Source organism: Acidovorax sp. GW821-FHT09B03, assembly GCF_059418305.1.
In genome coordinates this window covers 387,211-411,508 of sequence record NZ_JBWKPP010000001.1, presented here as the reverse complement: position 1 = coordinate 411,508, position 24,298 = coordinate 387,211, and the positions used below count along the sequence as shown (strand labels likewise).

Below are 24,298 nucleotides of genomic sequence, written 5' to 3'. Positions count from 1 at the left end.
GTCCGGCGCGCAAGGCGACAAGGGCACGGCGCAGGGCTAGATGCGCATCGGCATCACCACGTACTTGAAGCTTTCGTTGTCGGGGATGGTCAAGAGCGCGGAGCTGTTGCCGTCCGAGAGCTCCACCTTCACCATGTCCTGGCCCATGTTGGCCAGGGCGTCGATCAGGTAGGTCACGTTGAAGCCGATCTCGATGGTGTCGCCACCGTAGTCGATGTCGAGCTCGTCCACGGCCTCTTCCTGCTCGGCGTTGTTGGACGCCACGCGCAGGGTGCCGGGCTCCAGGTTCAGGCGCACGCCCTTGAACTTGTCGCTGGTCATGATGGCCGTGCGCTGCAGGCTGGCCAGCAGCGGGGCGCGGCCCAGGGTGATGCTGTTCTTGTGGTTCTTGGGGATGACGCGGTTGTAGTCGGGGAACTTGCCCTCGACCAGCTTGGTCACGAACTCCATGCCGCCAAAGGTGAACTTGGCCTGGTTGTTGGCGAACTGCATCTCGATGTGGGGCTGGTTCTCGCCGCCGGCGTCGGACAGCAGGCGCTGCAGCTCGATCACGGTCTTGCGCGGCAGGATGACTTCCTGCTTGGGCACTTCCACATCGAGCGTGGCGCTGGCAAAGGCCAGGCGGTGGCCGTCGGTGGCCACCAGGCTCAGCTGCTTGCCCTCGGCCACGAACAAAATGCCGTTGAGGTAGTAGCGAATGTCCTGCACCGCCATGGCAAACGACACCTGGCCCAGCAGGTCCTTGAGGGTTTTTTGCGGCACGGCGAACACGGGGCCGAAGGCGGCCGACTCCTGCACCAGCGGGAAGTCCTCGGCAGGCAGGCTTTGCAGGGTGAAGCGGCTCTTGCCGCCCTTCAGGATCAGCTTGGACTGGGCGGATTCGAGGCTCACCGTCTGGTCGCTGGGCATGGTGCGCAGGATGTCGATGAGCTTGCGCGCACCCACGGTGGTGGTGAAGTCGCCCGTGTCGCCACCGAGCTCGGCGGTGGTGCGGATCTGGATCTCGAGGTCGCTGGTCGTCAGCTGCAGCGCGTTGCCGGTCTTGCGGATCAGTACGTTGGCCAGGATGGGCAAGGTGTGGCGGCGCTCCACGATGCCAGCCACCGATTGCAGAACCGCGAGTACCTTGTCTTGTGTTGCCTTCAGGACGATCATGTCATCAACCCCTTGCTTGTGGATCTTTTTTGGAACGGTGCGGGCAGCGGCACGGGTTGTGCCCCCCTGCTGCCCCTAAACCCCCCATTTTGCCTTGTAAGGACGTGTTCTATTTGGCAGTGTGGCGCCGAACAAGTTCTTACATCAAAGGCCAGGAGGGAACGCACGGTGGCTCAGCCCTTCAACGTCTGTTCCAGCACGTGCAGCTGCTGGTTCAGCTCGGTCAGCTGCTGGCGCTCGCCCGAAATCTTGCGCACCGCGTGCAGCACCGTGGTGTGGTCGCGCCCGCCGAAGAGCTCGCCGATCTCGGGCAGGCTCTTTTGCGTGAGCTCCTTGGCCAGGTACATGGCGATCTGGCGCGGGCGGGCAATGCTGGCCGGGCGCTTCTTGCTGTACATGTCGGCCACCTTGATCTTGTAGTAGTCGGCGACGGTCTTCTGGATGTTTTCCACCGAGATCTGGCGGTTCTGGATGGACAGCAGGTCGCGCAGCGCCTCGCGTGCCAGCTGGATGGAGATTTCCTTCTGGTTGAAGCGCGAGTACGCGAGGATCTTGCGCAGCGCGCCTTCGAGCTCGCGCACGTTGGAGCGCACGTTCTTGGCCACGAAGAAGGCGACCTCCTCGGGCATCTCGGTGCCTTCCACGCGGGCCTTGTTGATCAGGATGGCCACGCGCATCTCGAGCTCGGGCGGCTCGATGGCCACGGTGAGGCCCGAGTCGAAGCGCGAGACCAGCCGCTCGTGGATGTTGGCCAGGCCCTTGGGGTAGGTGTCGCTGGTCATCACGATGTGGCTCTTCTTGGCCAGCAGGGCTTCGAAGGCGTTGAAGAATTCTTCCTGCGTGCGGTCCTTGTTGGCAAAGAACTGCACGTCGTCGATGAGCAGCAGGTCCAGCGAGTGGTAGCGCTCCTTGAATTCATCGAAGGTGCGGCGCTGGTAGGCCTTAACCACATCCGACACGAATTGCTCGGCGTGGATGTAGAGAACTTTGGCGTCGGTCTTGTCGGCCAGCAGGCGGTTGCCCACAGCGTGCACCAGGTGGGTCTTGCCCAGGCCCACGCCGCCGTAGATGAACAGCGGGTTGTACAGGTGGCCGGGCATGCCCGCCACGTGCATGGCGGCCGAGCGCGCCATGCGGTTGGCCGTGCCCTCGACCAGGGTCTCGAAGGTGAGGCCGGCGTTGAGGCGGTTGCGGAAGGCGCCGGCCGATTCGTCGGGGGTGCTGCTGCCGCTGTTGCCGTTGCCGGAGTTGCTGTTGTTGTTGCTGCTGCCCTGCCCCTGGCCCTGCTGGTCGTTGTGCGAAACCGGGGTTTGCGTGCCCGCTGCGTTGGGGCGCACGTAAGTGCGGGTAACGGCTTCGCGCTGAGCGAGTGCTAACTCCAGTGTGACGGGCTGGCCGTACAGGTCTTCGAGCAGGAGCGAGATGCGCTTGGCGTACTGGGCCCGGATCCAGTCGAGCTTGAAGCGGTTGGCGACGAACAGCGTCACCTTGGAGAAGTCTTCGGTCACCTGCGCCACGAGGGGCTTGATCCAGGTGTTGAACTGCTGCTCTGGCAGGTCTTGCGCCAGTTGTTCTAGGCAGGCCTGCCACAGGCCCTGGCCTGCGTCGGCCCCGGGGTTGGATGCGGAGCTGCTGGAGGGTTCCTCGGTCATTTATCGGGTGATTCTTTTTGTGGATAGGAGGAACGGTGCTGGGCCGGGCATTGTAGCTTGTCAAGGAGTTATCCACAATTTGAAAGGCCGGTTTCTCCAATGGGCTCGGACCCCTGGCGATGGGGTCGGAAATGGCATTTTGAACCCCTGATTCCAGCGCGCCACAGGGTCTTCCCTGCCGCGGGCATTGCCAGCGGGGCACAAGCCTGCGATAATTTTGGGTTTCCCTGAATGTGTTCAGGGCGATTTGACCGGGCGTGCCGTTATTTCTGCGCAGCAGTCCGGAACTGAACCTCAAGGAATAGAGCACCATGAAACGTACTTACCAGCCCTCCAAGACCCGCCGCGCCCGCACCCACGGTTTCCTCGTCCGCATGAAGACCCGCGGCGGCCGCGCTGTCATCAACGCACGCCGCGCCAAGGGCCGCAAGCGCCTGGCCGTCTAAGGCCGGCAAGGTCCTGGGCCTGCACCCCGGTTTGCACCGTCAGGTACCAAACGGGGGCGCTTGCATGCAACGGCTGAAAACCCGTCCGCAGTTCCAGGCCGCCATGGCGGGGGGCACCGTTTCCCGTACCGCCCATTTTGCGCTGCACCGCCTGGTGCTGGGCGCCGACGGCACTGCCACGACTGGCGGTGCCGTTGTCGTTGCGCCCGGCGAACCCGCCACGGCAACCGCCGCGCAGCCCGCTGCAACGGTATCCTCCCCAGGGCCCGGCACCTCGCCGCAGGCCCTGTTCGGTGTTTCCGACGACGTCTGGCTGGGCGCCATGGTGCCCAAGCGCTGGGCGCGCCGTGCGGTCACGCGCAACACCATCAAGCGGCAGATCTACACGGTGGGCGCCACGTTCGAGGCGCGCCTGCCCCAGGCCGCCCACGTGGTGCGCCTGCGCAGCACCTTCGACCGCAAGCAGTTCATCAGCGCCACGTCCGACCAGCTCAAGGCGGCGGTGCGGGCCGAGCTGCTGCAGCTGTTCGGCTACGCGGCCAAGCGCTCGGGCCAGGCCCCGGGCGCCGGTGGCGAAGCGGGCAAAGGCGGCGGCAAGGGCCAGGGCGGTAGCAGAACCGACAAAAGCCCCAGCGCGCCGCGGGTGTCGGCGGTTGCGCCATGATGCGTGCGCTGCTCATCGGGGTGGTCAAGGGCTACCGCCTGTTCCTGAGCCCCTGGCTGGGCTCGGCCTGCCGCTTCGAGCCGACCTGCTCCGTCTATTCGCTGCAGGCGCTGGAGCAGCATGGCGCGGCGGCTGGCAGTTATCTCACGGTGCGCAGGCTGGTACGCTGCCACCCCTGGTGTGACGGGGGCCATGACCCGGTCCCGCAGGAGCTGCCGCGCAGCATGCGGCTTTTTTCGCGCTTCACTGCGTCGTCCACCACTCCAACATCCTCACCAAAGAAGTCTTCATGAACGACATTCGCCGCACCATACTGTGGGTGATTTTTGGCTTTTCCATGGTTCTGCTGTGGGACAAGTGGCAGTTGCACAACGGCAACAAGGCCACCTTTTTCCCCACCGCAGCCCCCGTGGCAGCGCCTGCGCCTGCGGGCACCGCCTCGGCGTCGGCCGGCGCTGCGAGCGTGCCTTCCAGCACCAATGCGTCGGCGCCTGCCACCGCATCGGCCCAGGGCGCAGCGGCCGTGCCTGGCCAGCCGGCTCCCACGGCAGCGCCTGCCACGCGTGAGCGCGTACAGGTGACGACCGACGTCTACCGCCTCACCTTCGACAGCGAAGGCGGCTCGCTGACGCATGCCGAACTGCTCAAGCATGCCGACATCGGCGACAAGAGCGGCAAGAACTTCCTGCTGCTGGACGAGAGCGCGAACCGCGTGTACGTGGCGCAGACCGGCCTGATCGGCGGCGCCTTCCCCACGCACAAGACGCTGATGACGGCCGTGGCCGGCCCGCGCGAGCTCAAGGACGGGCAGGACGAGCTGTCCATCCGCTTCGAATCGCCCGAGCAGGGCGGCGTGAAGCTGGTGAAGACCTGGACCGTCAAGCGCGGCGCCTACGACATCGCCGTGAAGCACGAAGTGGTGAACACCGGCACGGCCCCCGTGTCGCCCGAGCTGTACCTGCAGCTGGTGCGCGACGGCAACAAGCCACCAGGCGAGTCGTCGTTCTACTCCACCTTCACCGGCCCTGCGGTCTACACCGAGGCCAAGAAGTACCAGAAGGTCGAGTTCAAGGACATCGAGGCCGGCAAGGTCGACATCCAGAAGGATTCCACCAATGGCTACGTGGCCATGGTGCAGCACTACTTCGCCACGGCCTGGCTGCTGGGCAACGACATCCCGCGCAACCTGTTCATGCGCAAGGTGGACACCAACCTGTACTCGGTGGGCATGATCACCCAGTTGGGCGCCATTGCCCCCGGCGCCAGCAAGACCGTGGACGCGCGCCTGTTCGCCGGCCCCCAGGTCGAGAAGACGCTGGAAGCCCTGAGCCCCGGCCTGGAGCTGGTCAAGGACTATGGCTGGCTGACCATCCTGTCCAAGCCGCTGTACTGGCTGCTGGACCAGCTGCACAAGATCCTGGGCAACTGGGGCTGGGCCATCGTGGCGCTGGTGCTGCTGCTCAAGATCGCCTTCTACTGGCTCAATGCCAAGGCCTACGCGAGCATGGCCAAGATGAAGGCCATCAACCCCAAGATCATGGAGATGCGCGAGCGCCTGAAGGACAAGCCGCAGCAGATGCAGCAGGAGATGATGCGCATCTACCGCGAGGAAAAGGTCAACCCCATGGGTGGCTGCTTCCCCATCATGATCCAGATCCCGGTGTTCATCGCCCTGTACTGGGTGCTGCTGTCCAGCGTGGAAATGCGCAACGCGCCCTGGGTCCTGTGGATCCACGACCTCTCGGCACCGGACCCGTTCTTCATCCTGCCGCTCCTGATGACGGTCAGCTCGCTGCTGCAGACGGCGCTGAACCCCGCGCCACCAGACCCGCTGCAGGCCAAGATGATGTGGTTCATGCCGCTGATCTTCAGCGTGATGTTCTTCTTCTTCCCGGCCGGCCTGGTGCTGTACTGGCTGACAAACAACATCCTGTCGATCGCGCAGCAGTGGCTCATCAACACCCGCATGGGCGTGCCCCCGCAGTTCAACCTGCCCAAGTTCAAGTGATCATTGCCTGATCGCTGAATTCCCCGAAAGGCCGCGCAAGCGGCCTTTTTTCATTGAACGCCCTGCCCTGTAAAGTCACCCCCTATGCTCGCCCGCCACGCCGACCCCATCGTTGCCATTGCCACTGCCCCGGGGCGCGGCGCCGTGGGCATCGTGCGCGTATCCGGCAAGGGCATCGCGCCGCTGGTGCAGGCCCTGTGCGGGCGCGACCTGCGCCCGCGCGAGGCGCACTACCTGCCGTTTCGCGATGCCGACGGCCAGGCCATCGACCAGGGGCTGGCGCTGTACTTTCCGGCGCCGCATTCCTATACGGGCGAGGACGTGCTCGAGCTGCAGGCCCATGGCGGACCGGTGGTGCTGCAGCTCTTGGTGGCGCGCTGCCTGGAGGCGGCGGCAGCTGCTGCGCAGGCCGAGGGCGGCCCCGCCGTGCTGGCCGGGCTGCGCGTGGCCGAGCCCGGGGAGTTCACCGAGCGCGCCTTCCTCAACGACAAGATCGACCTGGCGCAGGCCGAGGCGATCGCCGACCTGATCGACGCCTCCACCTCGGCGGCGGCGCGCAGCGCGAGCCGCTCGCTCACGGGCGCCTTCTCCAGCGAGATCCATGCGCTGCGCGACGCGCTGATCCACCTGCGCATGCTGGTGGAGGCGACGCTGGACTTCCCCGAGGAGGACATCGACTTCTTGAAGCAGGCCGATGCCCAGGGCCAGCTCGACCGGCTGCAGCAGACCCTGGCGCGCGTGCGCCAGCGCGCGCAGCAGGGCGCGCTGCTGCGCGAGGGCATCAAGGTAGTGATCGCCGGCCAGCCCAACGCGGGCAAGAGCTCGCTGCTCAACGCGCTGGCGGGGGCGGAGCTGGCCATCGTGACCCCGATTGCCGGCACCACGCGCGACAAGGTGCAGCAGACCATCCAGATCGAGGGCGTGCCGCTGCACGTGATCGACACCGCCGGCCTGCGCGACAGCGAGGACGAGGTGGAGCGCATCGGCATTGCCCGCGCCTGGGACGAGATCGCCGGGGCCGATGCGGTGCTGTTCTTGCACGACCTGTCGCGTGCGCACACGGCTGCCTATGCCGAGAGCGATGCGGCCATCGCTGCCGACATGGCGCAGCGCCTGCCGGCGTCGGTGCCGGTGATCGATGTCTGGAACAAGATCGACTGCGTGGACCAGGCCGCGGCCGCCCGGCTGCAGGGCCCGGGCCGCTCGGTGCAGCTGTCGGCGCGCATGGGAACGGGCCTGGAAGACCTGCGCCGCACGCTGCTGGAGGTTGCCGGCTGGCAGTCGGCGCCCGAGGGCGTGTACATCGCCCGCGCCCGCCATGTGCAGGCGCTGCAGGCAGTGGCCGCGCACCTCGATGAAGCGCACATGCAGTTACAGGCGCGGGCCCCGGCCCTTGACATCCTGGCCGAAGAATTGCGCCTGGCGCAGAACGCGCTGGGGGCCATTACGGGGGAGTTCACGTCCGATGACCTGCTGGGCGTGATTTTTTCGAGCTTTTGCATCGGCAAGTAGCCCGCGGGAGCCACCTGGCTGGGCGCTTTTGTTGTAAACGGACGTAAACAGCGCTTGTGCGCAACCTGTAACAGGGTTACTTTAAGAACAACCATGAACGTTCTATCCCCCGCTGCCACCAAAGCCGATCTGCAGGGCCTGATCGATGCCATCGCCCAGGCCAGCGCCGACGACAGCATGACCAACCCGCTGACCCCTGCGCAGTGGGACACCGTCGCTTCCTACCTGCTGCCCTGCATCCTGCCCACGGGGCATGTGCTGTTCACCCAGGGTACCAGCGACCGCACCCTGTACTTCGTGGAAAGCGGCAGCCTGAGCGTGCACTTCCAGGACGAGAAGGAGCGCTTGCGCCTGGCCATCGTGGGCCCGGGCTCCGTGCTCGGCGAAGGGGCGTTCTTTTCGCACCGGTCGCGCAGCGCCACGGTGCAGGCCACCGGGCCTTGCAAGCTGTGGAGCCTGACGGCCATCCGTTTCACCGAGTTGACCAACCGGCAGCCCGCCATTGCCCTGGGCCTGGCCATGGCGGCTGGCTCGGTGCTGGCCAAGCGCCTGGGCAATCGCCGCCGGCGCGTTGCGGCGACCTGACACCGCTGTCGGCCGGCACCGCTTTCGGTACCGGCGGCATCGTTGGGGGTGCAGGGCTCGCGGTACACTCGAATCGGACAACCCACTGCAGGTGTACTCCGAGGAAAGCAAGCCATGTCACTGTTCAGCTGGTTCAGCCGCAAACCGGTACCGCCCAAGCCCCGGCCCAATGCGGCATCGGAGCCTTCGGGCCTGCTCAACGCCGATGCCACGGTGCCCCTGGCTGCCGGCCGCCAGGGCAAACCCCTGGTCGACGCGCTGCCGCCCGAGCACGCCGCCAACCGCAAGAACGAGCGCATGGAGCGCCGCGAGCTGCTGTACACCGTGGTGCGCGACGCCATGGTGCGCGCTGGCGTGCTCTCGGCCAGCTACAAGTTCAAGGTGCTGTCGCTGGACCAGCGCGGCCGCCAGTTCCTGGTGATGATGGATCTGGCGCGCGAGTACGGCGGCGAGACGGTGCGCCTGTCGGAGATCGAGGCGCTGATCGCCCAGACCGCCAAGACGCGCTACGACATCCTGGTGACCGCCGTCTACTGGCGCATCAATGACCATGTGGCGGTGGGCATTCCGCAAAAGGGCATTGCCCCGCTGGGTGCCGCCCTGCCCGTGGGCACGCAGGCCCCGGCCGCTGCCGCCGCCGTGCGGCGCCCGTTGCCTCCGGTGTCGGCCCCGGCCCCGCTCACGGCCACGCCGTCCGCCCCGATCTCGCGCCCGGCACCGCTGCGCGCCGCCGCGCCCGTGGCCACCGCCCCGGCTCCGCTGACGGGAACGGCTGCGCCGCGCTCGCCCACGCCGGTGGACTACGAAGCCACCCGCCCGGTGCCGCGTTTCGAGCCCATCGAGGCCGACGAAGTGGCGGCCTTCAAGCGCGCCCTGGCCGATGCCGCAGGCACCAACCCCGTACCCGTCACCCCGGCACGCCCGGGCGGTGCCCCGGTGCGCTCGGGCCCCATCCGCCCCCGACCGGCCAATGCAACGGGCTTCGAGGACACGGAAATGCCCGGCGCCGAAGAGCGCGGCCCGGACCTGAGCAGCACCCAGTACGGCGAGCTGCGCTAGAGCGCGCAGGGCGCTAAAAACAAAGGCGGCCCCTGGGGCCGCCTTTTTCATGGCACACCGCTGGGGTGCTCAGGCTTTGACGTCGAGCAAAGAGCCCATCATCTGGTCCTGGGTCTTCACCACCTGCAGGCTGGCCTTGAAGGCGTAGGTGGCCGACATCTGCTCCACGGCCTCCTTCTCCAGTGCCACGCCCTCTTCCTGGCTGCGGCGCACGGTGCCGGTCACGCCGGCTCCACCCGGTGCGGCCTGCTGCTCCACCACCTCGCTCTTGTAGCGCGGCGTGTTCATGTTGGCCACGTTGTTGGCCGAGGCATCCAGGCGCAGCTGGGCTGCCTGCATGCCAGAGGCGCCGATCGAGGAAATGGAGGCCATGGTGGAGTGCTCGCGGTGGAGGGGGATGGCTGGATTATCCGGCGCTGCCGGGTTTTGGGCGAGACCGCCCATCCTGCCGGCAGGGTCACTGGCCCCAGAAGCGGTCTTCCTGTGCCGGGTCGCTGGAGAAGAGAAACACCTCGGCGACCTGGCCGTCCGCGATGCGCAGCAGGTCCACGCCCGCCTGGTCCAGGCGGGCACCCTCGCGCTCGCCGCCAAAGCGGATGCTGACGGCGACCCAGTCGCCGTTCTCCATGTAGTGGCTGGCCTCGGTGATGGCAAAGCTGCCCTGGGACACCTCCATCATGCCCCCGATCATCGCCCCCACGGCGGCCAGGCCCCGGTGCGTGCCCGAGAAGCGGTTGGCGCCGGGCTGGTGCCAGACCACGGACGGCGACACGGTGGCGGCCAGCAGGGCCTGGTCGCCGGTCTGGGCGGCACGGATGTAGTTCCTGGCGATGTCGATGGCGGTCATGGGGCTCTCTGGAAGTGTTGAAGATCAGGCAATTATTGGACTTGGGGTGCAGCAAAGCACGGCAGCCAGCAGCCAGAGAAAGACACTTATCGGACAAAATGGGCCAACTACCCCTGCCAAGGAAAGCGATGGCCCCGCAGAAGACCGGCCGCACCGGCACCGACGCCAACACCGATATCGAACGCTTCGACTACCGGCCGCCCGGGACCTACGGGCTGGACCTGGAGGTCTTCCCGATGTCCGACCTGCGCCAGCGCGGGCCGGAGGGCGAGGTCCTGCGCACCCACCGCTACGCCTTCCACATGCTGGTGCTGGTCACCCGCGGAAGCTGCACGCAGGTGATCGACTTCGAGCCCGTGCCCTGCGCGCCCGGGTCGCTGCTGGCCATCCGGCCCGGCCAGGCCCACCACTTCGGGACGGGGCAGGACTGGGAAGGCTGGGTCATGCTGCTGCGCCCGGAGTTCCTGCTGGCGGCCGGCGCTGCGGCAGCCAGCGATCTGCGCCTGGTGGTCGGGCTGGAGCGGTTTCCCGTGCACCTGGCGCTGGGCGACGGCGAGGCCCGCACGGTGGCGGATGCGATGGTGCTGATGCGCACGGACGCGGCGGCCACTGCGCCGGCGCAGGACCTGCACGCGCTGCTGCGCTACCAGCTCTATGCCCTGCTCGCGCGGCTGGCCATTGCCCACGGCCAGCGCGGCCAGCGGGAGCCCGCGAACCACAGCGCGCTGCAGCGCTTCGAGCGATTTCGGCAACTGCTGGAGCAGCGATTTGCCCAGTGGCACCAGGTGGCGGATTACGCCGGCCCGCTGAGCTGCACGCAAAAGAGCCTGGTGCGTGCCACCAGCGCCGCGGTCGGCATGAGCGCCAAGGCCTTCATTGCCACGCGCCTCTGTCTGGAGGCCAAGCGCCTGCTGCTGCACACCGGCGTGCCCGTGGCACGCATTGCCGAGCGCCTGGGCTTCGACGAGGCGACCCATTTCAGCAAGTTCTTCCGGCGGGAGGCGGGCTGCACCCCGGCCGAGTTCCGCCGCCAGCAGGTGGCGGCGCTCCCGGAGGTCAACGCAGGGTGAGGATTCAGACCTGCACGTAGTCCGGGTGGCGCGCGCAGATCTCGTCGACCTGGCTCAGCGTGCCCGACAGGTGCTGGCGCAGCGCGTCCTGCGCGGCCGGGGCGTCGCCGGCCGCGATGGCGTCCACAATGCGCCGGTGGTCGGCCAGCACGGCCTCGGTCTTGCCGGCGGTGGGCAGGTGCAGGCGGCGCAGGCGGTCCACATGGCCGGAGCGGCGGCGCACCAGGTCCCACAGGCCGGCCACGCCGGCGGCCTCGTACATGCGCTGGTGAAAGCCCTGGTCGGCCTCGACGAACTCGCGGTAGTGGGCCGGGCCCACCACGGCGGCCATGGCCGCCATCTGGGCACGCAGGCGGGCCAGCACGGTGTCGTCGGGTGCCAGGGCCAGGGTGCGCACCACCTCCAGTTCGAGGGAGCGGCGCAGGTAGTGCGCCTGGCGCGCGGCCTCGATGTCGATGCGGCTGACCACCGTGGCGTGCTGCGGAAAGATGTCCACCAGCCCCTCTTCGCCCAGGCGCAGCAGGGCGTCGCGCACGGGCGTCTGGCTGATGCCGAACTGCTCGGCCAGCTCGGCCCGCGCCAGCACGGTGCCGGGCGCCAGGTCGAGCGAGACGATGGCCTCGCGCAGCCGGTCGAAGACCTGGGGCGCCGCATGGCGCGAGCGGTCGAGGCGGACTTTTTCTCTCACGTTCATAGGGTCGGGTTCATGGCGCCCGGATTGTCGCACCGTGTTGTGTTGACGCACTAATATACTAGTGCTTTAATGCGCCACATGACACGACGCACCCCTGATTCCCTGCGCAGTGCGCGCTGGTTCGCACCCGACGACCTGCGCTCCTTCGGCCACCGCTCGCGCATCCTGCAGATGGGCTATGCGCCCGAGGACTGGGTGGGCAAGCCCATCATCGCCATCGTCAACACCTGGTCGGACATCAACCCCTGCCATGGCCACTTTCGCCAGCGGGTGGAGGATGTCAAGCGCGGCGTGCTGCAGGCGGGGGGCTTTCCCATCGAGTTGCCGGCCATCTCGCTGGCCGAGGCCTTCGTCAAGCCCACCACCATGCTCTACCGCAACATGCTGGCCATGGAGACCGAGGAGTTGCTGCGCAGCCACCCGGTCGACGGCGCAGTGCTCATGGGCGGCTGCGACAAGACCGGGCCCGGCCTGCTGATGGGCGCCATGAGCGCGGGCCTGCCGGCCATCTTCGTGCCCGCCGGCCCCATGCTGCGCGGCAACTACAACGGCCAGGTGCTGGGCTCGGGCTCGGATGCCTGGAAGCTCTGGGACGAGCGGCGCGCCGGCAACCTGAGCCAGGAGCAGTGGCAGGGCGTGGAGGCCGGCATCGCGCGCAGCCACGGCACCTGCATGACCATGGGCACGGCCAGCACCATGACGGCGATTGCCGAGGCCATCGGCATGAGCCTGCCCGGCGCCTCGTCCATCCCCGCACCCGACGCCAACCATGTGCGCATGAGCGCCGAGAGCGGCCGGCGCATCGTCGACATGGTCTGGAACGACCTCACGCCCGCACGGCTGCTCAGCCGCGAGTCCTTCCTCAACGGCATCCGCATCGCCATGGCGGTGGGCTGCTCGACCAACGCCATCGTGCACCTGGTGGCCATGTCGCGCCGTGCGGGTGCGCACTGCGCCGTGACGCTGGACGACTTCGACGCCGCCAGCCGCGTGGTGCCGGTGCTGGCCAATGTGCGGCCCAGCGGCGACACCTACCTGATGGAGGACTTCTACTACGCCGGCGGCCTGCCGGGCCTGATGTCGCGCATGCCCGGGCTGCTGCACCTGGGCGCGCAGACCGTCACCGGCCGCACGCTGGGCGAGAACATCGAGGGCGCGGCCGTGTTCAACGACGACGTGATCCGTCCGCTGTCCAACCCCATCTACGCCGAGGGCGCGCTGGCCGTGCTGCGCGGCAACCTGGCGCCCGATGGCGCGGTGATCAAGCCCAGCGCCTGCGCGCCCCACCTGCAGCAGCACACCGGCCCGGCGCTGGTGTTCGACGACTACCCGAGCATGAAGGCCGCCGTGGACGATCCGGACCTGGACGTGACGCCCGGCCACATCCTGGTGCTGCGCAACGCCGGCCCCCAGGGCGGGCCGGGTATGCCCGAGTGGGGCATGCTGCCCATACCGGCCAAGCTCGTGAAGCAGGGCGTGCGCGACATGCTGCGCCTGTCCGACGCGCGCATGAGCGGCACCAGCTACGGCGCCTGCATCCTGCACGCCGCGCCCGAGGCCTACATCGGCGGGCCCCTGGCGCTGGTGCGCACCGGCGACCTGATCACCGTGGACGTGCCCGCGCGCCGCATCCACATGGAGGTGGACGACGCCGAGCTGGCGCGCCGCCGTGCCGCGTGGACGCCGCCGCCCGCGCGCTTTCAGCGCGGCTACGGCTGGATGTTCAGCCGCCACATCCTGCAGGCCGACCAGGGCTGCGACTTCGACTTCCTCGAAACCGGCTTCGGCGCGCCCGTGCCCGAGCCCGACATCTTCTGACCACCAACCTGCCGCCGACATGCCACTGAACCCCTCCACCCGCGAACTGCTGGCCCACGTCAGCACTGCCACCCTGTGCACTGCGCTGTTCAAGCGCGGACTGCGCAACCAGTTCCTGCAGGACGTGCACCCCCTGCGCGGCGGCCGCGCCAACATGGTGGGCGAGGCTTTCACGCTGCGCTACATCCCGGCGCGCGAGGACCTGAACCCGATCAGCGTGTTCCAGGACCGCGACCACCCCCAGCGCAAGGCCGTGGAGGAATGCCCGCCGGGCGCTGTGCTGGTGATCGACAGCCGCAAGGACGCGCGCGCCGCCTCGGCCGGCTCCATCCTGGCCACGCGCCTCATGCAGCGCGGCGTGGCCGGCCTGGTGACGGACGGCGGCTTTCGCGACACGCCCGAGATTGCGGCGCTGTCCATGCCGGCCTACCACCAGCGGCCCTCGGCACCCACCAACCTCACCCTGCACCAGGCGCTGGACATCAACGTGCCCATCGGCTGCGCCGACGTGGCCGTGTTCCCGAGCGACGTGCTGGTGGGCGATGGCGAAGGCGTGGTGGTGATCCCCGCCCACCTGGCCGACGAGATCGCCGCCGAGGCCACGGAGATGACGGCCTTCGAGGACTTCGTGACCGCGCAGGTGCTGCAGGGCCGTTCCATCCTGGGCCTGTACCCGCCCACCGACCCGGCCACGCCCGGCGAGTTTGCCGCCTGGCGGCAGGCCCACGGGCGTTGACACCCCTCACCGCATTGCTTCCACCATAACGACACCCGGAGACAAAACACCATGCGATTCCTCATCCACTGCGCGACCGTGCTGGCGCTGGCTGCCTTGCCCCCGATGGCTGCCGCGCAGGACTGGCCGGCCGCCAAGCCCATCACCTACGTGGTGCCCTTCACGCCTGGGGGCTCGACCGACACCATCGGCCGGGTGCTGGCCAGCAAGCTGCAGGAGGCCCTCAAGCAGTCCGTGGTGGTGGAGAACAAGCCGGGCCAGGCCGGTGGCATCGGCGCGGCCTATGTGGCCAAGGCCGCGCCCGACGGCTACACCCTGTTCGGCGGCACCATCAGCACCCACGCCATCAACGCCAGCCTGTACAAGAACCTCGCCTACCAGCCGGTGCGCGACTTCGAGCCCGTGGCGCTGGTGGCCACCCTGCCCAATGTGCTCATCATCAACCCCGCGCTGGGCGTGAACTCGGTGGCCGAGCTGGTCGAGCTGCTCAAGAAAGACCCGAGCAAGCGCATGTTCGCCTCCTCAGGTTCGGGCACCTCCACCCACCTGGCGGGCGAGCTGTTCGGCGACCTGATCGGCGTGAAGCTCACGCATATCCCCTACAAGGGCACGCCCCCGGCGCTGACCGACGTGGCGGCCGGCCAGGTGGCCTTCATGTTCGACCAGATGACGGCGGCCCTGCCCCTGGCCAAGGCCGGCCGCGTGAAGCTGCTGGCGGTGACCACGGCCAAGCGCATCACCCTGGCGCCCGAGCTGCCCACTATGGCCGAGGCAGGCGTGCCGGGCTTCGAGATGTCGTCCTGGCAGGCGGTCTATGCGCCCAAGGGCACGCCCCGGGCCGTGGTGCAGCGCCTGAACGCCGAGATCACCAAGGCCCTCAGGCTGCCCGACGTGCAGGCCAAGCTGCACGACCAGCTGGGCATGGACATCGTGGCCAGCACGCCCGAGGAGCTGGCCGCCCACATGGCGCGCGAGATTCCGCGCTGGGCGGAGCTGGTCAAGAAATCCGGTGCCCAGCCGGACTGAGGGGGCTCAACCCACGCCGTGGGCCTGTGCCAGGCACTGCTGAAAGGCCTGGGCCGCGCGCGAGGGTTCGGGCGAGCGCCGCAGCAGGCCCACGAACTGGCAGCTGTAGCGCAGCAGCGCGGGCTGCACGGCCTGCATCAGGCCACGGCGCTCGTAGACCTCGGCATAGTGGTCGGGCAGAAAGCCCAGGTAGCGGCCCGAGAGGATCAGCGTGGCGATCGACTCCTGGTCGAAGCCCGTGGCCGTGCGCGACAGGCGTGCCTGGTGGCTCAGCTCCATGTTGGGCGAGTGGTAACCGAGGCCCGCGAAGGGCTGGTGGCGCAGCGCTTCCCAGTCGAGCGAGGTGTCGTCGACGCCGAACAGCGGGTGGCCAGCGCCGCAGTACAGCAGCATGGTCTCGGTGAACAGGTCGGTGTACAGCAGGCTTTGCGAGGCGCGGTGCGCCGGGATGATGCCGACCTGGAAGGTGCCGTCGATGACCCCGCGCTCGATGGCGTTGATGGTGCCCACATGCATCTGCAGGTGCACGTCGGGCGCCTGCTGCGCAAACGCGGCAATGGCTTGGCCGATGCGCGCGGCCGGGTTGGTGGCGGTCTTGTCGAACACGGCCACCGCGAGCTGCCCGCCCATGCGCGCATGGATGTCGTCCACCGCATTGCGAAAGCCCTCCACCGACGCCAGCAGGCGCAGCGTCTCGTCGTAGACGCGCTGGCCCTCGGGCGTGAGGGCGAAGCCGGCCCGGCCGCGCCGGCACAGCGTCAGGCCCAGGCGAGTCTCCAGGTCCTTGACGTGGCGGCTCACGGTGCTGGTGCCGATGTTGAGTTCCAGCTCCGCGGCCGACATGCCGCCGCACTCGGCCACGGCCTTGAACACCTGCAAGAGGCGCAGGTCCATGTCGCTGAGCTGGCCGAGCACGGCGCGGTTCTTGGTGTTCATGGCGGTCCGGTTGTTACTTGCATAAACGCGCAAGTAAACATTGATATTGCACTATTTGAGAGATTAACACCGGGGACAACAATCCGCTGAAACCTGCTTTTCCCCGGCCCTGCGCGGCTGCCTTGCACTGGAGATTCCCATGAGTTTCGTCAACATCGAAAAACCCGCTTCCGACGCTGGCGGTGACCGCCTGGACGCCGCCTGGCTCGACGCCCACTGGATGCCCTACACCGCCAACCGTCAGTTCAAGGCGGCTCCGCGCATGATTGTGGAAGGCAGCGGTGCCTACTACACCGACTCCGATGGCCGCAAGATCTTCGACGGCCTGTCGGGCCTGTGGTGCACGGGCCTGGGCCATGGCCGCCGCGAGATCGCCGAGGCCGTGGGCAAGCAGGCGCTCAAGCTCGACTATGCGCCGGCCTTCCAGTTCGGCCACCCGCTCTCGTTCGAGCTGGCCAACCGCATCAAGGCCATCACCCCGGACGGCCTGGACTACGTGTTCTTCACGGGTTCGGGCTCGGAAGCGGCCGACACCTCGCTGAAGATGGCGCGCGCCTACTGGCGCGCCAAGGGCCAGGCCAGCAAGACGCGCCTGATCGGTCGCGAAAAGGGCTACCACGGCGTGAACTTCGGCGGCATCTCGGTGGGCGGCATCGCGGCCAACCGCAAGCTCTTCGGCCAGGGCGTCGAAGCCGACCACCTGCCCCACACCCAGCCGGCCGCCGGCTCCTTCCACAAGGGCATGCCGCCCACGGGCAAGGAACTGGCCGACCGCCTGCTGGACGTGATCGCACTGCACGATGCCTCGAACATCGCGGCCGTGATCGTCGAGCCCTTCTCGGGTTCTGCCGGCGTGGTGATCCCGCCCGTGGGCTACCTGCAGCGCCTGCGCGAGATCTGCACGCAGAACAACATTTTGCTGATCTTCGACGAGGTGATCACCGCCTTCGGCCGGGCCGGCGCCTGGACCGGTGCCGAGGCCTTCGGCGTGACGCCCGACATCCTGAACTTCGCCAAGCAGGTCACCAACGGCGCGCAGCCCCTGGGTGGCGTGGTGGCCAGCAAGGACATCTACGACACCTTCATGGCCGCGGGCGGCCCTGAGTACATGCTCGAGTTCCCGCACGGCTACACCTACTCGGCCCACCCCGTGGCCTGCGCCGCCGGCATCGCCGCGCTGGACCTGCTGCAGAGCGAAGACGCCATCGGCCGCGTGAACGCGCTGACCCCGCACTTCGAGCAGGCCGTGCACAGCCTCCAGGGCAGCAAGCATGTGCTCGATATCCGCAACTACGGCCTGGCCGCGGGCATCACCATCGCCGCGCTGCCCGGCGAGCCGGCACGCCGCCCCTACGAGATCGCGATGAACTGCTGGAAGAAGGGCTTCTACGTGCGCTACGGTGGCGACACCATCCAGCTGGCACCGCCCTTCATCAGCGAGAAGGCCGAGATCGACCGCCTCGTGAACGCGCTGGGCGACGCCCTGGCGGAAACCGCCTGAGTTCCATTTTTTAGCCATTCCTTTGCCATGAACCACGACAAGAGCGTCACCACCACCGTCGGCCACCTGATCGACGGCCAGATCGTTGCCGATACCGAGCGCACGCAGCCGGTCTTCAACCCGGCCACGGGTCAGTCCACCACCAACGTCGCCCTGGCCAGCAAGGCCACGGTGGAGCGCGCCATCGCCTCGGCCGAGGCTGCCTTCCCGGCCTGGCGCAACACGCCGCCGCTCAAGCGCGCCCGCGTCATGGGCAAGCTCAAGGTGCTGCTCGAAGAGAACGCCGACAAGATCGCCGCGATGATCACGGCCGAGCACGGCAAGGTGCTCAGCGACGCGCACGGCGAACTGCAGCGCGGCATCGAGAACGTGGAGTACGCAAGCTACGCGCCCGAGCTGCTCAAGGGCGAGCACAGCCGCAACGTCGGCCCCGGCATCGACTCGTGGAGCGAGTTCCAGGCACTGGGCGTGGCGGCGGGCATCACGCCCTTCAACTTCCCGGCCATGGTGCCGCTGTGGATGTGGCCCATGGCCGTCGCCTGCGGCAACACCTTCGTGCTCAAGCCCTCCGAGCGCGATCCCACGAGCACCCTGTTCATCGCCCAGCTGGCGCTGGAAGCCGGCCTGCCCCCGGGCGTGCTCAACGTCGTCAACGGCGACAAGCTGGCCGTGGACACGCTGCTGCAGGACGCTCGCGTCAAGGCCGTGAGCTTCGTCGGCTCCACCCCCATCGCCGAGTACATCTATTCCGAAGGCTGCAAGCACGGCAAGCGCGTGCAGGCCCTGGGCGGCGCCAAGAACCACGCCATCGTGATGCCCGACGCCGACATCGGCAATGCCGTGAGCGCGCTCATGGGCGCGGCCTACGGCAGCTGCGGCGAGCGCTGCATGGCCATCCCGCTGGTGGTGGCCGTGGGTGACGAGGCCGGTGATGCCGTCGTGGCAGGCCTCAAGGTCGAAATCGCCAAGATGAAGGTCGGCCCCGGTACCGACAACGGCAACGACATGGGTCCGCTGGTGACCAAGCCCCACTTCGAGAAGGTCAAGGCCTATGTCGACAGCGGTGTGGCCGAGGGTGCCACGCTGGTGGTCGACGGCCGCGGCGTGACGGTGCCCGGCCATGAGGACGGCTACTTCCTCGGTGCCTGCCTGTTCGACAACGTCAAGCCCGGCATGAAGATCTACCAGGAAGAGATCTTCGGCCCCGTGCTCGGCGTGGTGCGCGTGAAGACGCTGCAGGAAGCCATGAAGCTGATCGACGACCACGAGTACGGCAACGGCACCTGCATCTTCACGCGCGACGGCGAGGCTGCGCGCTACTTCACCGACCACATCCAGGTCGGCATGGTGGGCGTGAACGTGCCCCTGCCCGTGCCCGTGGCCTACCACTCCTTCGGCGGCTGGAAGCGCAGCCTGTTCGGCGACCTGCACGCCTACGGCCCCGATGCCGTGCGCTTCTACACCAAGCGCAAGACCATCACCCAGCGCTGGCCCTCGGCCGGCGTGCGCGAAGGCGCGGTGTTCAGCTTTCCGAGCAGCCGCTGATTCGACGGCGTCCAACAAGACAAACGGCCCCGCGGGGCCGTTTTTTCTTGGCGGGTTCGGGGCTCAGCAGGCGGCGCGGCAGCGCTTTCCGTCGGTCCAGGTCGCGCCTTCGAGCAAGGCGGCGTCCAGGTCCACATTGACCATCTTTGCGCCCGAGAGGTTGGCGCCGCGCAGGTCGGCCTGCTCCAGGCTCACGTTGACGAACTCGGCGCCGCGCAGGTCGGCGCCCGAGAGGTTGGCGCGCGACAGGTCCACGTTGGTGAACTTGCGGCCGGCCAGCTGGGCCCCCGCGAAATTGCGGCCCGAGAGGTCGCTGTTCACGTAGTCACCGCTTTTGCCGGCCTTGCCAGCCGGGGCGGGCCTGGCGTTGCCGGAGTTGGTCACCGTGACCGACGAGCCCTGCACCACCACGCGGTTGGCACCGCCGCCCACCGTGGTCTCCACGCGGGCATTGCCGTCGGTAGCGGTGATCACGTGCTGGCCGTTGACGACCACCGTGGCGTTGTTGTCCCCGGCGATCACCGTGCCGGAGCCGTTGGAGGCGAGGTTGCGCTGGGCATGGGCCAGGGGCATGCAGGCAGCGACGGCCGTGAGGGCGATCAGGGTGCTGGCAAGGGGGGGCTTCTTCATCTCTGGATTTCCTTGGTCATTCGTCAATCGGTAGGCCCTCGGCCGGAGCGCGGGCTGGACTGTAAGGGGGGACGGCGGGTTCGGCGGTAACAGGCGGTGTCCAACGTAAGCTGGTGAGATTCCACAGCGCGTCCTCGCTGCGCCGCGGGCGGTCGGAGAGCATGTCCCGGCCCTCCTTGCCGGCATCGGTGCGGGCATTGATGCGCGTGGCCAGTTCCTCCATCCAGGCGGCATCCACGCCGCGCGCCGGGTTGTCGCGCGCGGAGCGGCTGAAGACCAGCGCCAGGAATTCGCGCGCGCTGCGCGAGCCGCTGTCGGCCGCGCGCCGGTAGAGTTGGATGGCCTGGGCGAAGTCGCGCTGCACGCCGCCCCGGCCCTGGTGGTACAGCTGGGCCAGCTGCAAGGTGGCATCGGCGTTGCCGTCGTCCGACAGGGTGCGCAGGCGTGCCAGTGTTGCCGATTCGCTGGAACGGTTCTGGCGTTCCAGGCGCAGGTAGTTGGCGCGCGCCGCGCCATAGCCCTGGGCCGCGGCGAGCACGTACATCTCGCGCGCCCGCTCCAGACTGCCGTCGAGCTCCCAGGCCACGGCCAGGTCGTTCAGGGCCAGGGGGTCGCCGTCCTGGGCGGCCTGCTCCAGCAGGCGCCGCGCATCGCGCAGCTTGCGCGGGCCGGTGATCTGGCCTTCGAGCAGCGACTCGAGGTAGGTGGCGCGCACCAGGCCGGCCGCGCGCGCCTTGTGCAGCCATTCGCGCGCGGCCGACAGGTCGCGCTGGCCGCCGGCGTTGTCCACGCCCAGCAGGTAGCCGTAGCCGGCCATGCCGCGCACGTCGCCGGCTTCGGCGGCGCGGCCCCACCAGCGCCGTGCCGTGGCCGCGGCCTGGGGCAGGCCCGGGTTGGCGTGGTAGTACATGCCCACCTGCACCATGGCATCGGCATCGCCGGCGTTGGCCGCCTCGATCAGGCCGTCGAGCACCTGCCCGGTATTGGCCGAGGGCAGGCGCAGCGAACTGCCCGGTGCCTGGGGGGCGCGGGCCGCACCGCCTTGCGGGGCCGACGCCGGTTGCGCCGAGGGCAGCTGGATCACCGCCTGGGCGGCGCCCGCGGCGGCCACGCAGCAGGCGGCCAGGGACCAGCGCAGGGCCGCCCTGCGTGCCCGGTCGGCGGGCGCGCCCGGGGGGGACAGGCGGGCCGTGCTCATTTGGCAGGCCGGTTGGGGTTGCTGCGGACGCGGCCGGCGGCCGGTGCGGGCTCGGGGGCCTGCACGTTCCAGTCAAGCGAGGTGCTCATCACGCCGACGCCGGCCTGCTCGAAGGCGCCCTGCACCTGGGCCAGGCTGGAGTAGCTCTTGATCGGCTCCAGGTTGGCACGGGTCAGGGCCACCGGCACCTGGCCCTTGAGCGGCTGGGCCGTCATCGCGCAGAACATGTTCTCGGTGCCGCCGCGCGCCGTCTCGATCAGGAAGGAGTTGGGCTTGCTGATGTCGGGGATCAGCACGCTGGTGCGGCCCTGCACCGTGGCCGAGGGCTGCATCGGGTTCGGGTAGACCTGGCTGATGGAGCCGCCCGCGTCCTGGTAGTAGCAGTACAGGTAGCCGGTGCGCGGCGGCACCACGCGCACCACGATGGATTCGCCCACCTTGAGGTCGCGGTCCTTGCGGCCGACCATGCTCAGCGCGATGCTGCGCGGGTCGGGCTCGTTGGCCGGCAGCCCGCTGGGGCGCGCCACCAGCTGGTCGCCGGCGTATTCGGGCTTGCGCAGCTTGCCTTCGGCTGACATGCCCACGAAGCTGCGCATCAGCCGGGTGTAGGTCTCGAAGGTGACCACGCCCACGGGGGTCAGGTCCTGCGAGGCCTGGTACAGGGCCACGGCCTTGCGGAAGGCGGGCGAATCCGTGCCGTCCGTCGCACCATTCCACATGCCATGCGTCTGCAGCACGCGCTGCGCCAGGGTCCAGCGCTCGGCCACGCTGGCCTCGTCGAACCAGGCACGCATCTGGCGCAGGAACTCGGGGTGGTTCTGCTCGTAGTCGATGCAGTCCCAGTACGGCACCTTGGCCCACTTGCCCACCAGTTCGATGGCCGCCAGGTCCACCAGCAGGCGGATGGCGGCACCGGCGCCCTGGTTGTTGTCGGCCGCCACCTCGTACTGCACGCCCACGCGGTAGATATGCCGGGGCAGGCCGGTGGCCTTGGCGCCGATCTCCACGGCCTTGCCGCCGGTGGCCACGATGAGCTCGTTGGCCGATTCGATGCCCGAGTACAGCGTGCGCGTGTTCATGTCCCCCAGGTGCAGGTCCAGGCCCACGGCGCTGCCCAGCACGTCCCAGCTGTAGCCGGTGTCGGTGGCGGCGGTGGAGACGCCCAGGCTCTGGCGCTTGGAGACCACCGTCTTGTCGCCGAAGCTGATGGCGCCCGAGATGTAGATCTGCGGCTTGCGCAGTTCCATCTGGTTGTTGTTGAGCAGCAGGCTGGTGAGGGTCTGCACCGTGTCCTGGCGCAGCGCGTCGACCTCGTAGTCCACCACGCGGAAGGCCTGGCTGGTGCGCGACATGCGCGACAGGGCGGTGATCAGCATCTCCTTGGTGCCGGTGCTGAACAGGCCCGAGGGATCGGGGATGGACTTCACGGCGATCAGCGTGGTGGGCGTGTTCTCGGCGGCCAGCATGCGGTCCATGCAGGCCAGGCCCTCGCGCAGCACCGAGCCGGACTTGCTCGGCGTGACCAGGGGGGCCTGCTCCACGGTGCCCTGCTCGATGATGTTCACGCGGTCGCTCACGTTGGGCTGGATGGCGCACCCGGACACCAGAAGCGCCAGGGCTGAGAGGGCCAGCAAGCGGCGTGCAGGGAGGCTGTTCTTGTTCTTCATGCGGGAAACCGTAGGGTGGGAGTGGGGGTGTGGTTGCGGGAGGCTTACTTGCAGAGGTTGATCACCGGGCCTTGCACCACGATGACCTGGTCGTTGTTGGCGGTGCCGAAGCGGTTGCCGATGCCGCTGTCGCCCTCGGGCACCTTGGGCGCGCCGATGTTGGTGGCGCAGCTGCTGCCGCTGGGACCGGTGACGAGCTTGCGGTCCACCGTGGCCAGCGTGTCCTCGGCATCGATGCGCGTGCGCGAGAGCACATTGGTGACCTTGGTGCGCGAGGCGGGGTCCAGGCCGCTGCGCCCGGCCGGGGGCTTCTGGACGGGCGTCTGTGCAAAGGCGGCCGAAGACGATGCGGCGGCGCATGCGCCGACCAGGCACAGCGCGGCGAGGCGATGGGGTTTCATGGGTGCTTCTCCTCTTTGGAACCTGTACAAAATCCTCTGTGCCTGCGGCAGTGCTGTTGCCAGAGGGTTTTGGACAGGTAATGCAGGGCGGGCAGCAGCGCTACTGCACGCCTTGTTCTTCTGTCGTGAAGGGTCAGGGCGCAGGGCGCGCCCCTGAATTACTTGCCGTCGTTGGAGGCCAGGTTCTGCTCGGCCTTGGAAGCACCGAAGGCCATGTTGGCGACGGCACCGTTCTTCACGGAGACTTCCTGGGTGTTGTTGCCACCGATCTTGACGTTGCCCTTGTTGGAAGCCAGGTTCTGCTTGGCGGTGGAAGCACCGAAGGCCATGTTGGCCACGGCGCCGTTCTGCACGGTAACCTTCTGGCTGTTATTGCCGCCGATCTTCACTTCTGCATGCGCAGCGCCAGCAACGAACACGAGGGCAGAGATAGCCAGTGCGAAAGTCTTTTGCATAATGAACTCCATTGATAAATATAAAAAGGAAAGGCGCCAGATAGATAATGGCTGCCATAGGGAAATCCGGTGGATCTGAAATAACCCATCGGAGGTTTTGGCGGAAATTACCTCCCGCCAATATTCACGACACTTCTCACGCCCTTGCCGGCGGCCTGGTTGACGACGGGGCCCTGGACCGAAATCACCTGGCTGCCGGAGCCTGAGCCGGGCCCCGTGCGGGAAGCAATATTCAATTCACTATGGGCACCAAAGGTCGCCGCATTGAGCACGGCGCCGCGCACCACCACCTGCTGTGAATTGCCGCTGATGACCTGCGCACCCTGGGTCGACGAGATATTCATCACTGCAGTGCCGCCCGTGGCGGCCAGGTTTGCGGCACCGCCCGACAGCTCGACCGTCTGCTGATTGCCTGCGCCGTGGGCCCATGCGGGCGCCAACGCCACCAGGGCCACCCAGGGAAATGGGGATTTCTTCATTTCAAATTCCAGTCCATGTTCGTCGTGCCCAATGCGTGGCTTGTCCTGCTGCATCCATGCAATGGATATTCATGACCCATTACTGCCGTGTCTTTGAACCCCTTGAACCAATGCTGCCAAGGATCCTTCGAAATCTTTTGGACCCAACGGCAGTTTCAATCCGCTTCATGACAAATTCATTAAATTGAAGCGGCTGGAACGTAAGTCGCCCCAA

25 protein-coding genes are annotated in these 24,298 nt (G+C 67.9%); 13 read left to right on the top strand and 12 right to left on the bottom strand.

The window, feature by feature from the left end:
- Positions 1–36 precede the first annotated feature (36 nt).
- Complete coding sequence (dnaN, locus tag AC07PA_RS01860) at positions 37–1,155, bottom strand: DNA polymerase III subunit beta (RefSeq protein ID WP_007854794.1); 1,119 nt, start codon at positions 1,153–1,155, stop codon at positions 37–39.
- A 173-nt stretch (positions 1,156–1,328) separates the two neighbouring features.
- Positions 1,329–2,807: a chromosomal replication initiator protein DnaA gene (dnaA, locus tag AC07PA_RS01855; protein ID WP_145694080.1), complete on the bottom strand. Its 1,479-nt coding sequence runs from the start codon at positions 2,805–2,807 to the stop codon at positions 1,329–1,331.
- A 311-nt stretch (positions 2,808–3,118) separates the two neighbouring features.
- Here dnaA and rpmH point away from each other — a divergent pair, with 311 nt between their 5' ends.
- The 7 genes from rpmH to AC07PA_RS01820 all read left to right on the top strand — a co-directional run bounded on the left by rpmH (position 3,119) and on the right by AC07PA_RS01820 (position 9,081).
- The gene (gene rpmH, locus AC07PA_RS01850) at positions 3,119–3,253 is read left to right on the top strand and encodes a 50S ribosomal protein L34 (RefSeq protein WP_005798102.1); all 135 of its coding nucleotides are present in this window, start codon (positions 3,119–3,121) and stop codon (positions 3,251–3,253) included.
- Between the two features lie 64 nt (positions 3,254–3,317).
- A complete protein-coding gene (locus tag AC07PA_RS01845) occupies positions 3,318–3,917 on the top strand; it encodes a ribonuclease P protein component (RefSeq protein WP_494603629.1) in 600 nt (199 codons plus the stop codon).
- Complete coding sequence (yidD, locus tag AC07PA_RS01840; RefSeq protein WP_007854782.1) at positions 3,914–4,210, top strand: membrane protein insertion efficiency factor YidD; 297 nt, start codon at positions 3,914–3,916, stop codon at positions 4,208–4,210. The genes AC07PA_RS01845 and yidD overlap by 4 nt, the downstream gene beginning before the upstream one ends.
- Positions 4,207–5,925, top strand: a complete 1,719-nt coding sequence (gene yidC, locus AC07PA_RS01835; RefSeq protein WP_494603631.1) for a membrane protein insertase YidC — start codon at positions 4,207–4,209, stop codon at positions 5,923–5,925. The genes yidD and yidC overlap by 4 nt, the downstream gene beginning before the upstream one ends.
- Positions 5,926–6,009: 84 nt before the next feature.
- Positions 6,010–7,437: a tRNA uridine-5-carboxymethylaminomethyl(34) synthesis GTPase MnmE gene (gene mnmE / locus AC07PA_RS01830; protein WP_494603633.1), complete on the top strand. Its 1,428-nt coding sequence runs from the start codon at positions 6,010–6,012 to the stop codon at positions 7,435–7,437.
- Positions 7,438–7,530: 93 nt separating this feature from the next.
- Entirely contained in the window at positions 7,531–8,022 is a 492-nt protein-coding gene (locus tag AC07PA_RS01825; RefSeq protein WP_007854779.1) for a Crp/Fnr family transcriptional regulator, read from the top strand.
- A gap of 114 nt (positions 8,023–8,136) precedes the next feature.
- Positions 8,137–9,081, top strand: a complete 945-nt coding sequence (locus tag AC07PA_RS01820) for a hypothetical protein (protein ID WP_007854778.1) — start codon at positions 8,137–8,139, stop codon at positions 9,079–9,081.
- A gap of 69 nt (positions 9,082–9,150) precedes the next feature.
- Here the strand turns inward: AC07PA_RS01820 and AC07PA_RS01815 are convergent, their stop codons facing one another.
- Both AC07PA_RS01815 and AC07PA_RS01810 read right to left on the bottom strand, forming a co-directional pair.
- Positions 9,151–9,453, bottom strand: a complete 303-nt coding sequence (locus tag AC07PA_RS01815) for a flagellar basal body protein (protein ID WP_007854776.1) — start codon at positions 9,451–9,453, stop codon at positions 9,151–9,153.
- Between the two features lie 85 nt (positions 9,454–9,538).
- Positions 9,539–9,928: a nuclear transport factor 2 family protein gene (locus AC07PA_RS01810; RefSeq protein WP_494603635.1), complete on the bottom strand. Its 390-nt coding sequence runs from the start codon at positions 9,926–9,928 to the stop codon at positions 9,539–9,541.
- A gap of 128 nt (positions 9,929–10,056) precedes the next feature.
- On the opposite strand from AC07PA_RS01810, the gene AC07PA_RS01805 reads away from it, so the two are divergent.
- Positions 10,057–10,998 carry an AraC family transcriptional regulator gene (locus AC07PA_RS01805; RefSeq protein WP_494603637.1) on the top strand — a complete coding sequence of 314 codons (942 nt, stop codon included), beginning with the start codon at positions 10,057–10,059 and terminating at the stop codon, positions 10,996–10,998.
- 4 nt (positions 10,999–11,002) lie between these two features.
- Here AC07PA_RS01805 and AC07PA_RS01800 read toward each other — a convergent pair whose 3' ends face one another.
- On the bottom strand, positions 11,003–11,692 hold the full coding sequence (locus AC07PA_RS01800; protein ID WP_494603639.1) for a GntR family transcriptional regulator: 690 nt from the start codon (positions 11,690–11,692) through the stop codon (positions 11,003–11,005).
- Between the two features lie 78 nt (positions 11,693–11,770).
- Between AC07PA_RS01800 and araD the strand changes: the two genes are divergently transcribed.
- Genes araD through AC07PA_RS01785 form a run of 3 tightly spaced genes read left to right on the top strand, consistent with a single transcriptional unit; the run spans position 11,771 to position 15,272 of the window.
- Positions 11,771–13,510, top strand: coding sequence for an L-arabinonate dehydratase (gene araD / locus AC07PA_RS01795; RefSeq protein ID WP_494603641.1), 1,740 nt, complete (start codon positions 11,771–11,773; stop codon positions 13,508–13,510).
- Positions 13,511–13,535: 25 nt separating this feature from the next.
- Entirely contained in the window at positions 13,536–14,246 is a 711-nt protein-coding gene (locus AC07PA_RS01790; RefSeq protein WP_494604126.1) for a ribonuclease activity regulator RraA, read from the top strand.
- A gap of 51 nt (positions 14,247–14,297) precedes the next feature.
- A complete protein-coding gene (locus AC07PA_RS01785) occupies positions 14,298–15,272 on the top strand; it encodes a Bug family tripartite tricarboxylate transporter substrate binding protein (RefSeq protein WP_494603643.1) in 975 nt (324 codons plus the stop codon).
- 6 nt (positions 15,273–15,278) lie between these two features.
- Here AC07PA_RS01785 and AC07PA_RS01780 read toward each other — a convergent pair whose 3' ends face one another.
- On the bottom strand, positions 15,279–16,208 hold the full coding sequence (locus tag AC07PA_RS01780) for a LysR family transcriptional regulator (protein ID WP_007854766.1): 930 nt from the start codon (positions 16,206–16,208) through the stop codon (positions 15,279–15,281).
- Between the two features lie 139 nt (positions 16,209–16,347).
- Between AC07PA_RS01780 and aptA the strand changes: the two genes are divergently transcribed.
- Both aptA and AC07PA_RS01770 read left to right on the top strand, forming a co-directional pair.
- A complete protein-coding gene (aptA, locus tag AC07PA_RS01775) occupies positions 16,348–17,709 on the top strand; it encodes an omega-aminotransferase AptA (RefSeq protein WP_007854765.1) in 1,362 nt (453 codons plus the stop codon).
- Positions 17,710–17,736: 27 nt separating this feature from the next.
- Positions 17,737–19,254 carry a CoA-acylating methylmalonate-semialdehyde dehydrogenase gene (locus AC07PA_RS01770; RefSeq protein ID WP_007854764.1) on the top strand — a complete coding sequence of 506 codons (1,518 nt, stop codon included), beginning with the start codon at positions 17,737–17,739 and terminating at the stop codon, positions 19,252–19,254.
- 63 nt (positions 19,255–19,317) lie between these two features.
- Here the strand turns inward: AC07PA_RS01770 and AC07PA_RS01765 are convergent, their stop codons facing one another.
- The 6 genes from AC07PA_RS01765 to AC07PA_RS01740 all read right to left on the bottom strand — a co-directional run bounded on the left by AC07PA_RS01765 (position 19,318) and on the right by AC07PA_RS01740 (position 24,138).
- Complete coding sequence (locus AC07PA_RS01765; RefSeq protein WP_494603646.1) at positions 19,318–19,884, bottom strand: pentapeptide repeat-containing protein; 567 nt, start codon at positions 19,882–19,884, stop codon at positions 19,318–19,320.
- A gap of 16 nt (positions 19,885–19,900) precedes the next feature.
- The gene (locus AC07PA_RS01760; protein WP_494603648.1) at positions 19,901–21,082 is read right to left on the bottom strand and encodes a tetratricopeptide repeat protein; all 1,182 of its coding nucleotides are present in this window, start codon (positions 21,080–21,082) and stop codon (positions 19,901–19,903) included.
- Positions 21,079–22,749 carry a DUF4384 domain-containing protein gene (locus tag AC07PA_RS01755; protein ID WP_494603650.1) on the bottom strand — a complete coding sequence of 557 codons (1,671 nt, stop codon included), beginning with the start codon at positions 22,747–22,749 and terminating at the stop codon, positions 21,079–21,081. The genes AC07PA_RS01760 and AC07PA_RS01755 overlap by 4 nt, the downstream gene beginning before the upstream one ends.
- A gap of 44 nt (positions 22,750–22,793) precedes the next feature.
- Complete coding sequence (locus AC07PA_RS01750) at positions 22,794–23,150, bottom strand: hypothetical protein (RefSeq protein ID WP_494603652.1); 357 nt, start codon at positions 23,148–23,150, stop codon at positions 22,794–22,796.
- 158 nt (positions 23,151–23,308) lie between these two features.
- The gene (locus tag AC07PA_RS01745; RefSeq protein ID WP_007854759.1) at positions 23,309–23,605 is read right to left on the bottom strand and encodes a hypothetical protein; all 297 of its coding nucleotides are present in this window, start codon (positions 23,603–23,605) and stop codon (positions 23,309–23,311) included.
- A 107-nt stretch (positions 23,606–23,712) separates the two neighbouring features.
- Complete coding sequence (locus AC07PA_RS01740; protein ID WP_007854758.1) at positions 23,713–24,138, bottom strand: hypothetical protein; 426 nt, start codon at positions 24,136–24,138, stop codon at positions 23,713–23,715.
- Positions 24,139–24,298 lie beyond the last annotated feature (160 nt).

Bases quoted from the DNA above. Each gene is read 5' to 3' on its own strand.
- dnaN (WP_007854794.1), bottom strand. From the start codon at position 1,155: ATGATCGTCCTGAAGGCAACACAAGACAAGGTACTCGCGGTTCTGCAA.
- dnaA (WP_145694080.1), bottom strand. From the start codon at position 2,807: ATGACCGAGGAACCCTCCAGCAGCTCCGCATCCAACCCCGGGGCCGAC.
- rpmH (WP_005798102.1), top strand. From the start codon at position 3,119: ATGAAACGTACTTACCAGCCCTCCAAGACCCGCCGCGCCCGCACCCAC.
- AC07PA_RS01845 (WP_494603629.1), top strand. From the start codon at position 3,318: ATGCAACGGCTGAAAACCCGTCCGCAGTTCCAGGCCGCCATGGCGGGG.
- yidD (WP_007854782.1), top strand. From the start codon at position 3,914: ATGATGCGTGCGCTGCTCATCGGGGTGGTCAAGGGCTACCGCCTGTTC.
- yidC (WP_494603631.1), top strand. From the start codon at position 4,207: ATGAACGACATTCGCCGCACCATACTGTGGGTGATTTTTGGCTTTTCC.
- mnmE (WP_494603633.1), top strand. From the start codon at position 6,010: ATGCTCGCCCGCCACGCCGACCCCATCGTTGCCATTGCCACTGCCCCG.
- AC07PA_RS01825 (WP_007854779.1), top strand. From the start codon at position 7,531: ATGAACGTTCTATCCCCCGCTGCCACCAAAGCCGATCTGCAGGGCCTG.
- AC07PA_RS01820 (WP_007854778.1), top strand. From the start codon at position 8,137: ATGTCACTGTTCAGCTGGTTCAGCCGCAAACCGGTACCGCCCAAGCCC.
- AC07PA_RS01815 (WP_007854776.1), bottom strand. From the start codon at position 9,453: ATGGCCTCCATTTCCTCGATCGGCGCCTCTGGCATGCAGGCAGCCCAG.
- AC07PA_RS01810 (WP_494603635.1), bottom strand. From the start codon at position 9,928: ATGACCGCCATCGACATCGCCAGGAACTACATCCGTGCCGCCCAGACC.
- AC07PA_RS01805 (WP_494603637.1), top strand. From the start codon at position 10,057: ATGGCCCCGCAGAAGACCGGCCGCACCGGCACCGACGCCAACACCGAT.
- AC07PA_RS01800 (WP_494603639.1), bottom strand. From the start codon at position 11,692: ATGAACGTGAGAGAAAAAGTCCGCCTCGACCGCTCGCGCCATGCGGCG.
- araD (WP_494603641.1), top strand. From the start codon at position 11,771: ATGACACGACGCACCCCTGATTCCCTGCGCAGTGCGCGCTGGTTCGCA.
- AC07PA_RS01785 (WP_494603643.1), top strand. From the start codon at position 14,298: ATGCGATTCCTCATCCACTGCGCGACCGTGCTGGCGCTGGCTGCCTTG.
- AC07PA_RS01780 (WP_007854766.1), bottom strand. From the start codon at position 16,208: ATGAACACCAAGAACCGCGCCGTGCTCGGCCAGCTCAGCGACATGGAC.
- aptA (WP_007854765.1), top strand. From the start codon at position 16,348: ATGAGTTTCGTCAACATCGAAAAACCCGCTTCCGACGCTGGCGGTGAC.
- AC07PA_RS01770 (WP_007854764.1), top strand. From the start codon at position 17,737: ATGAACCACGACAAGAGCGTCACCACCACCGTCGGCCACCTGATCGAC.
- AC07PA_RS01765 (WP_494603646.1), bottom strand. From the start codon at position 19,884: ATGAAGAAGCCCCCCCTTGCCAGCACCCTGATCGCCCTCACGGCCGTC.
- AC07PA_RS01760 (WP_494603648.1), bottom strand. From the start codon at position 21,082: ATGAGCACGGCCCGCCTGTCCCCCCCGGGCGCGCCCGCCGACCGGGCA.
- AC07PA_RS01755 (WP_494603650.1), bottom strand. From the start codon at position 22,749: ATGAAGAACAAGAACAGCCTCCCTGCACGCCGCTTGCTGGCCCTCTCA.
- AC07PA_RS01750 (WP_494603652.1), bottom strand. From the start codon at position 23,150: ATGAAACCCCATCGCCTCGCCGCGCTGTGCCTGGTCGGCGCATGCGCC.
- AC07PA_RS01745 (WP_007854759.1), bottom strand. From the start codon at position 23,605: ATGCAAAAGACTTTCGCACTGGCTATCTCTGCCCTCGTGTTCGTTGCT.
- AC07PA_RS01740 (WP_007854758.1), bottom strand. From the start codon at position 24,138: ATGCAGCAGGACAAGCCACGCATTGGGCACGACGAACATGGACTGGAA.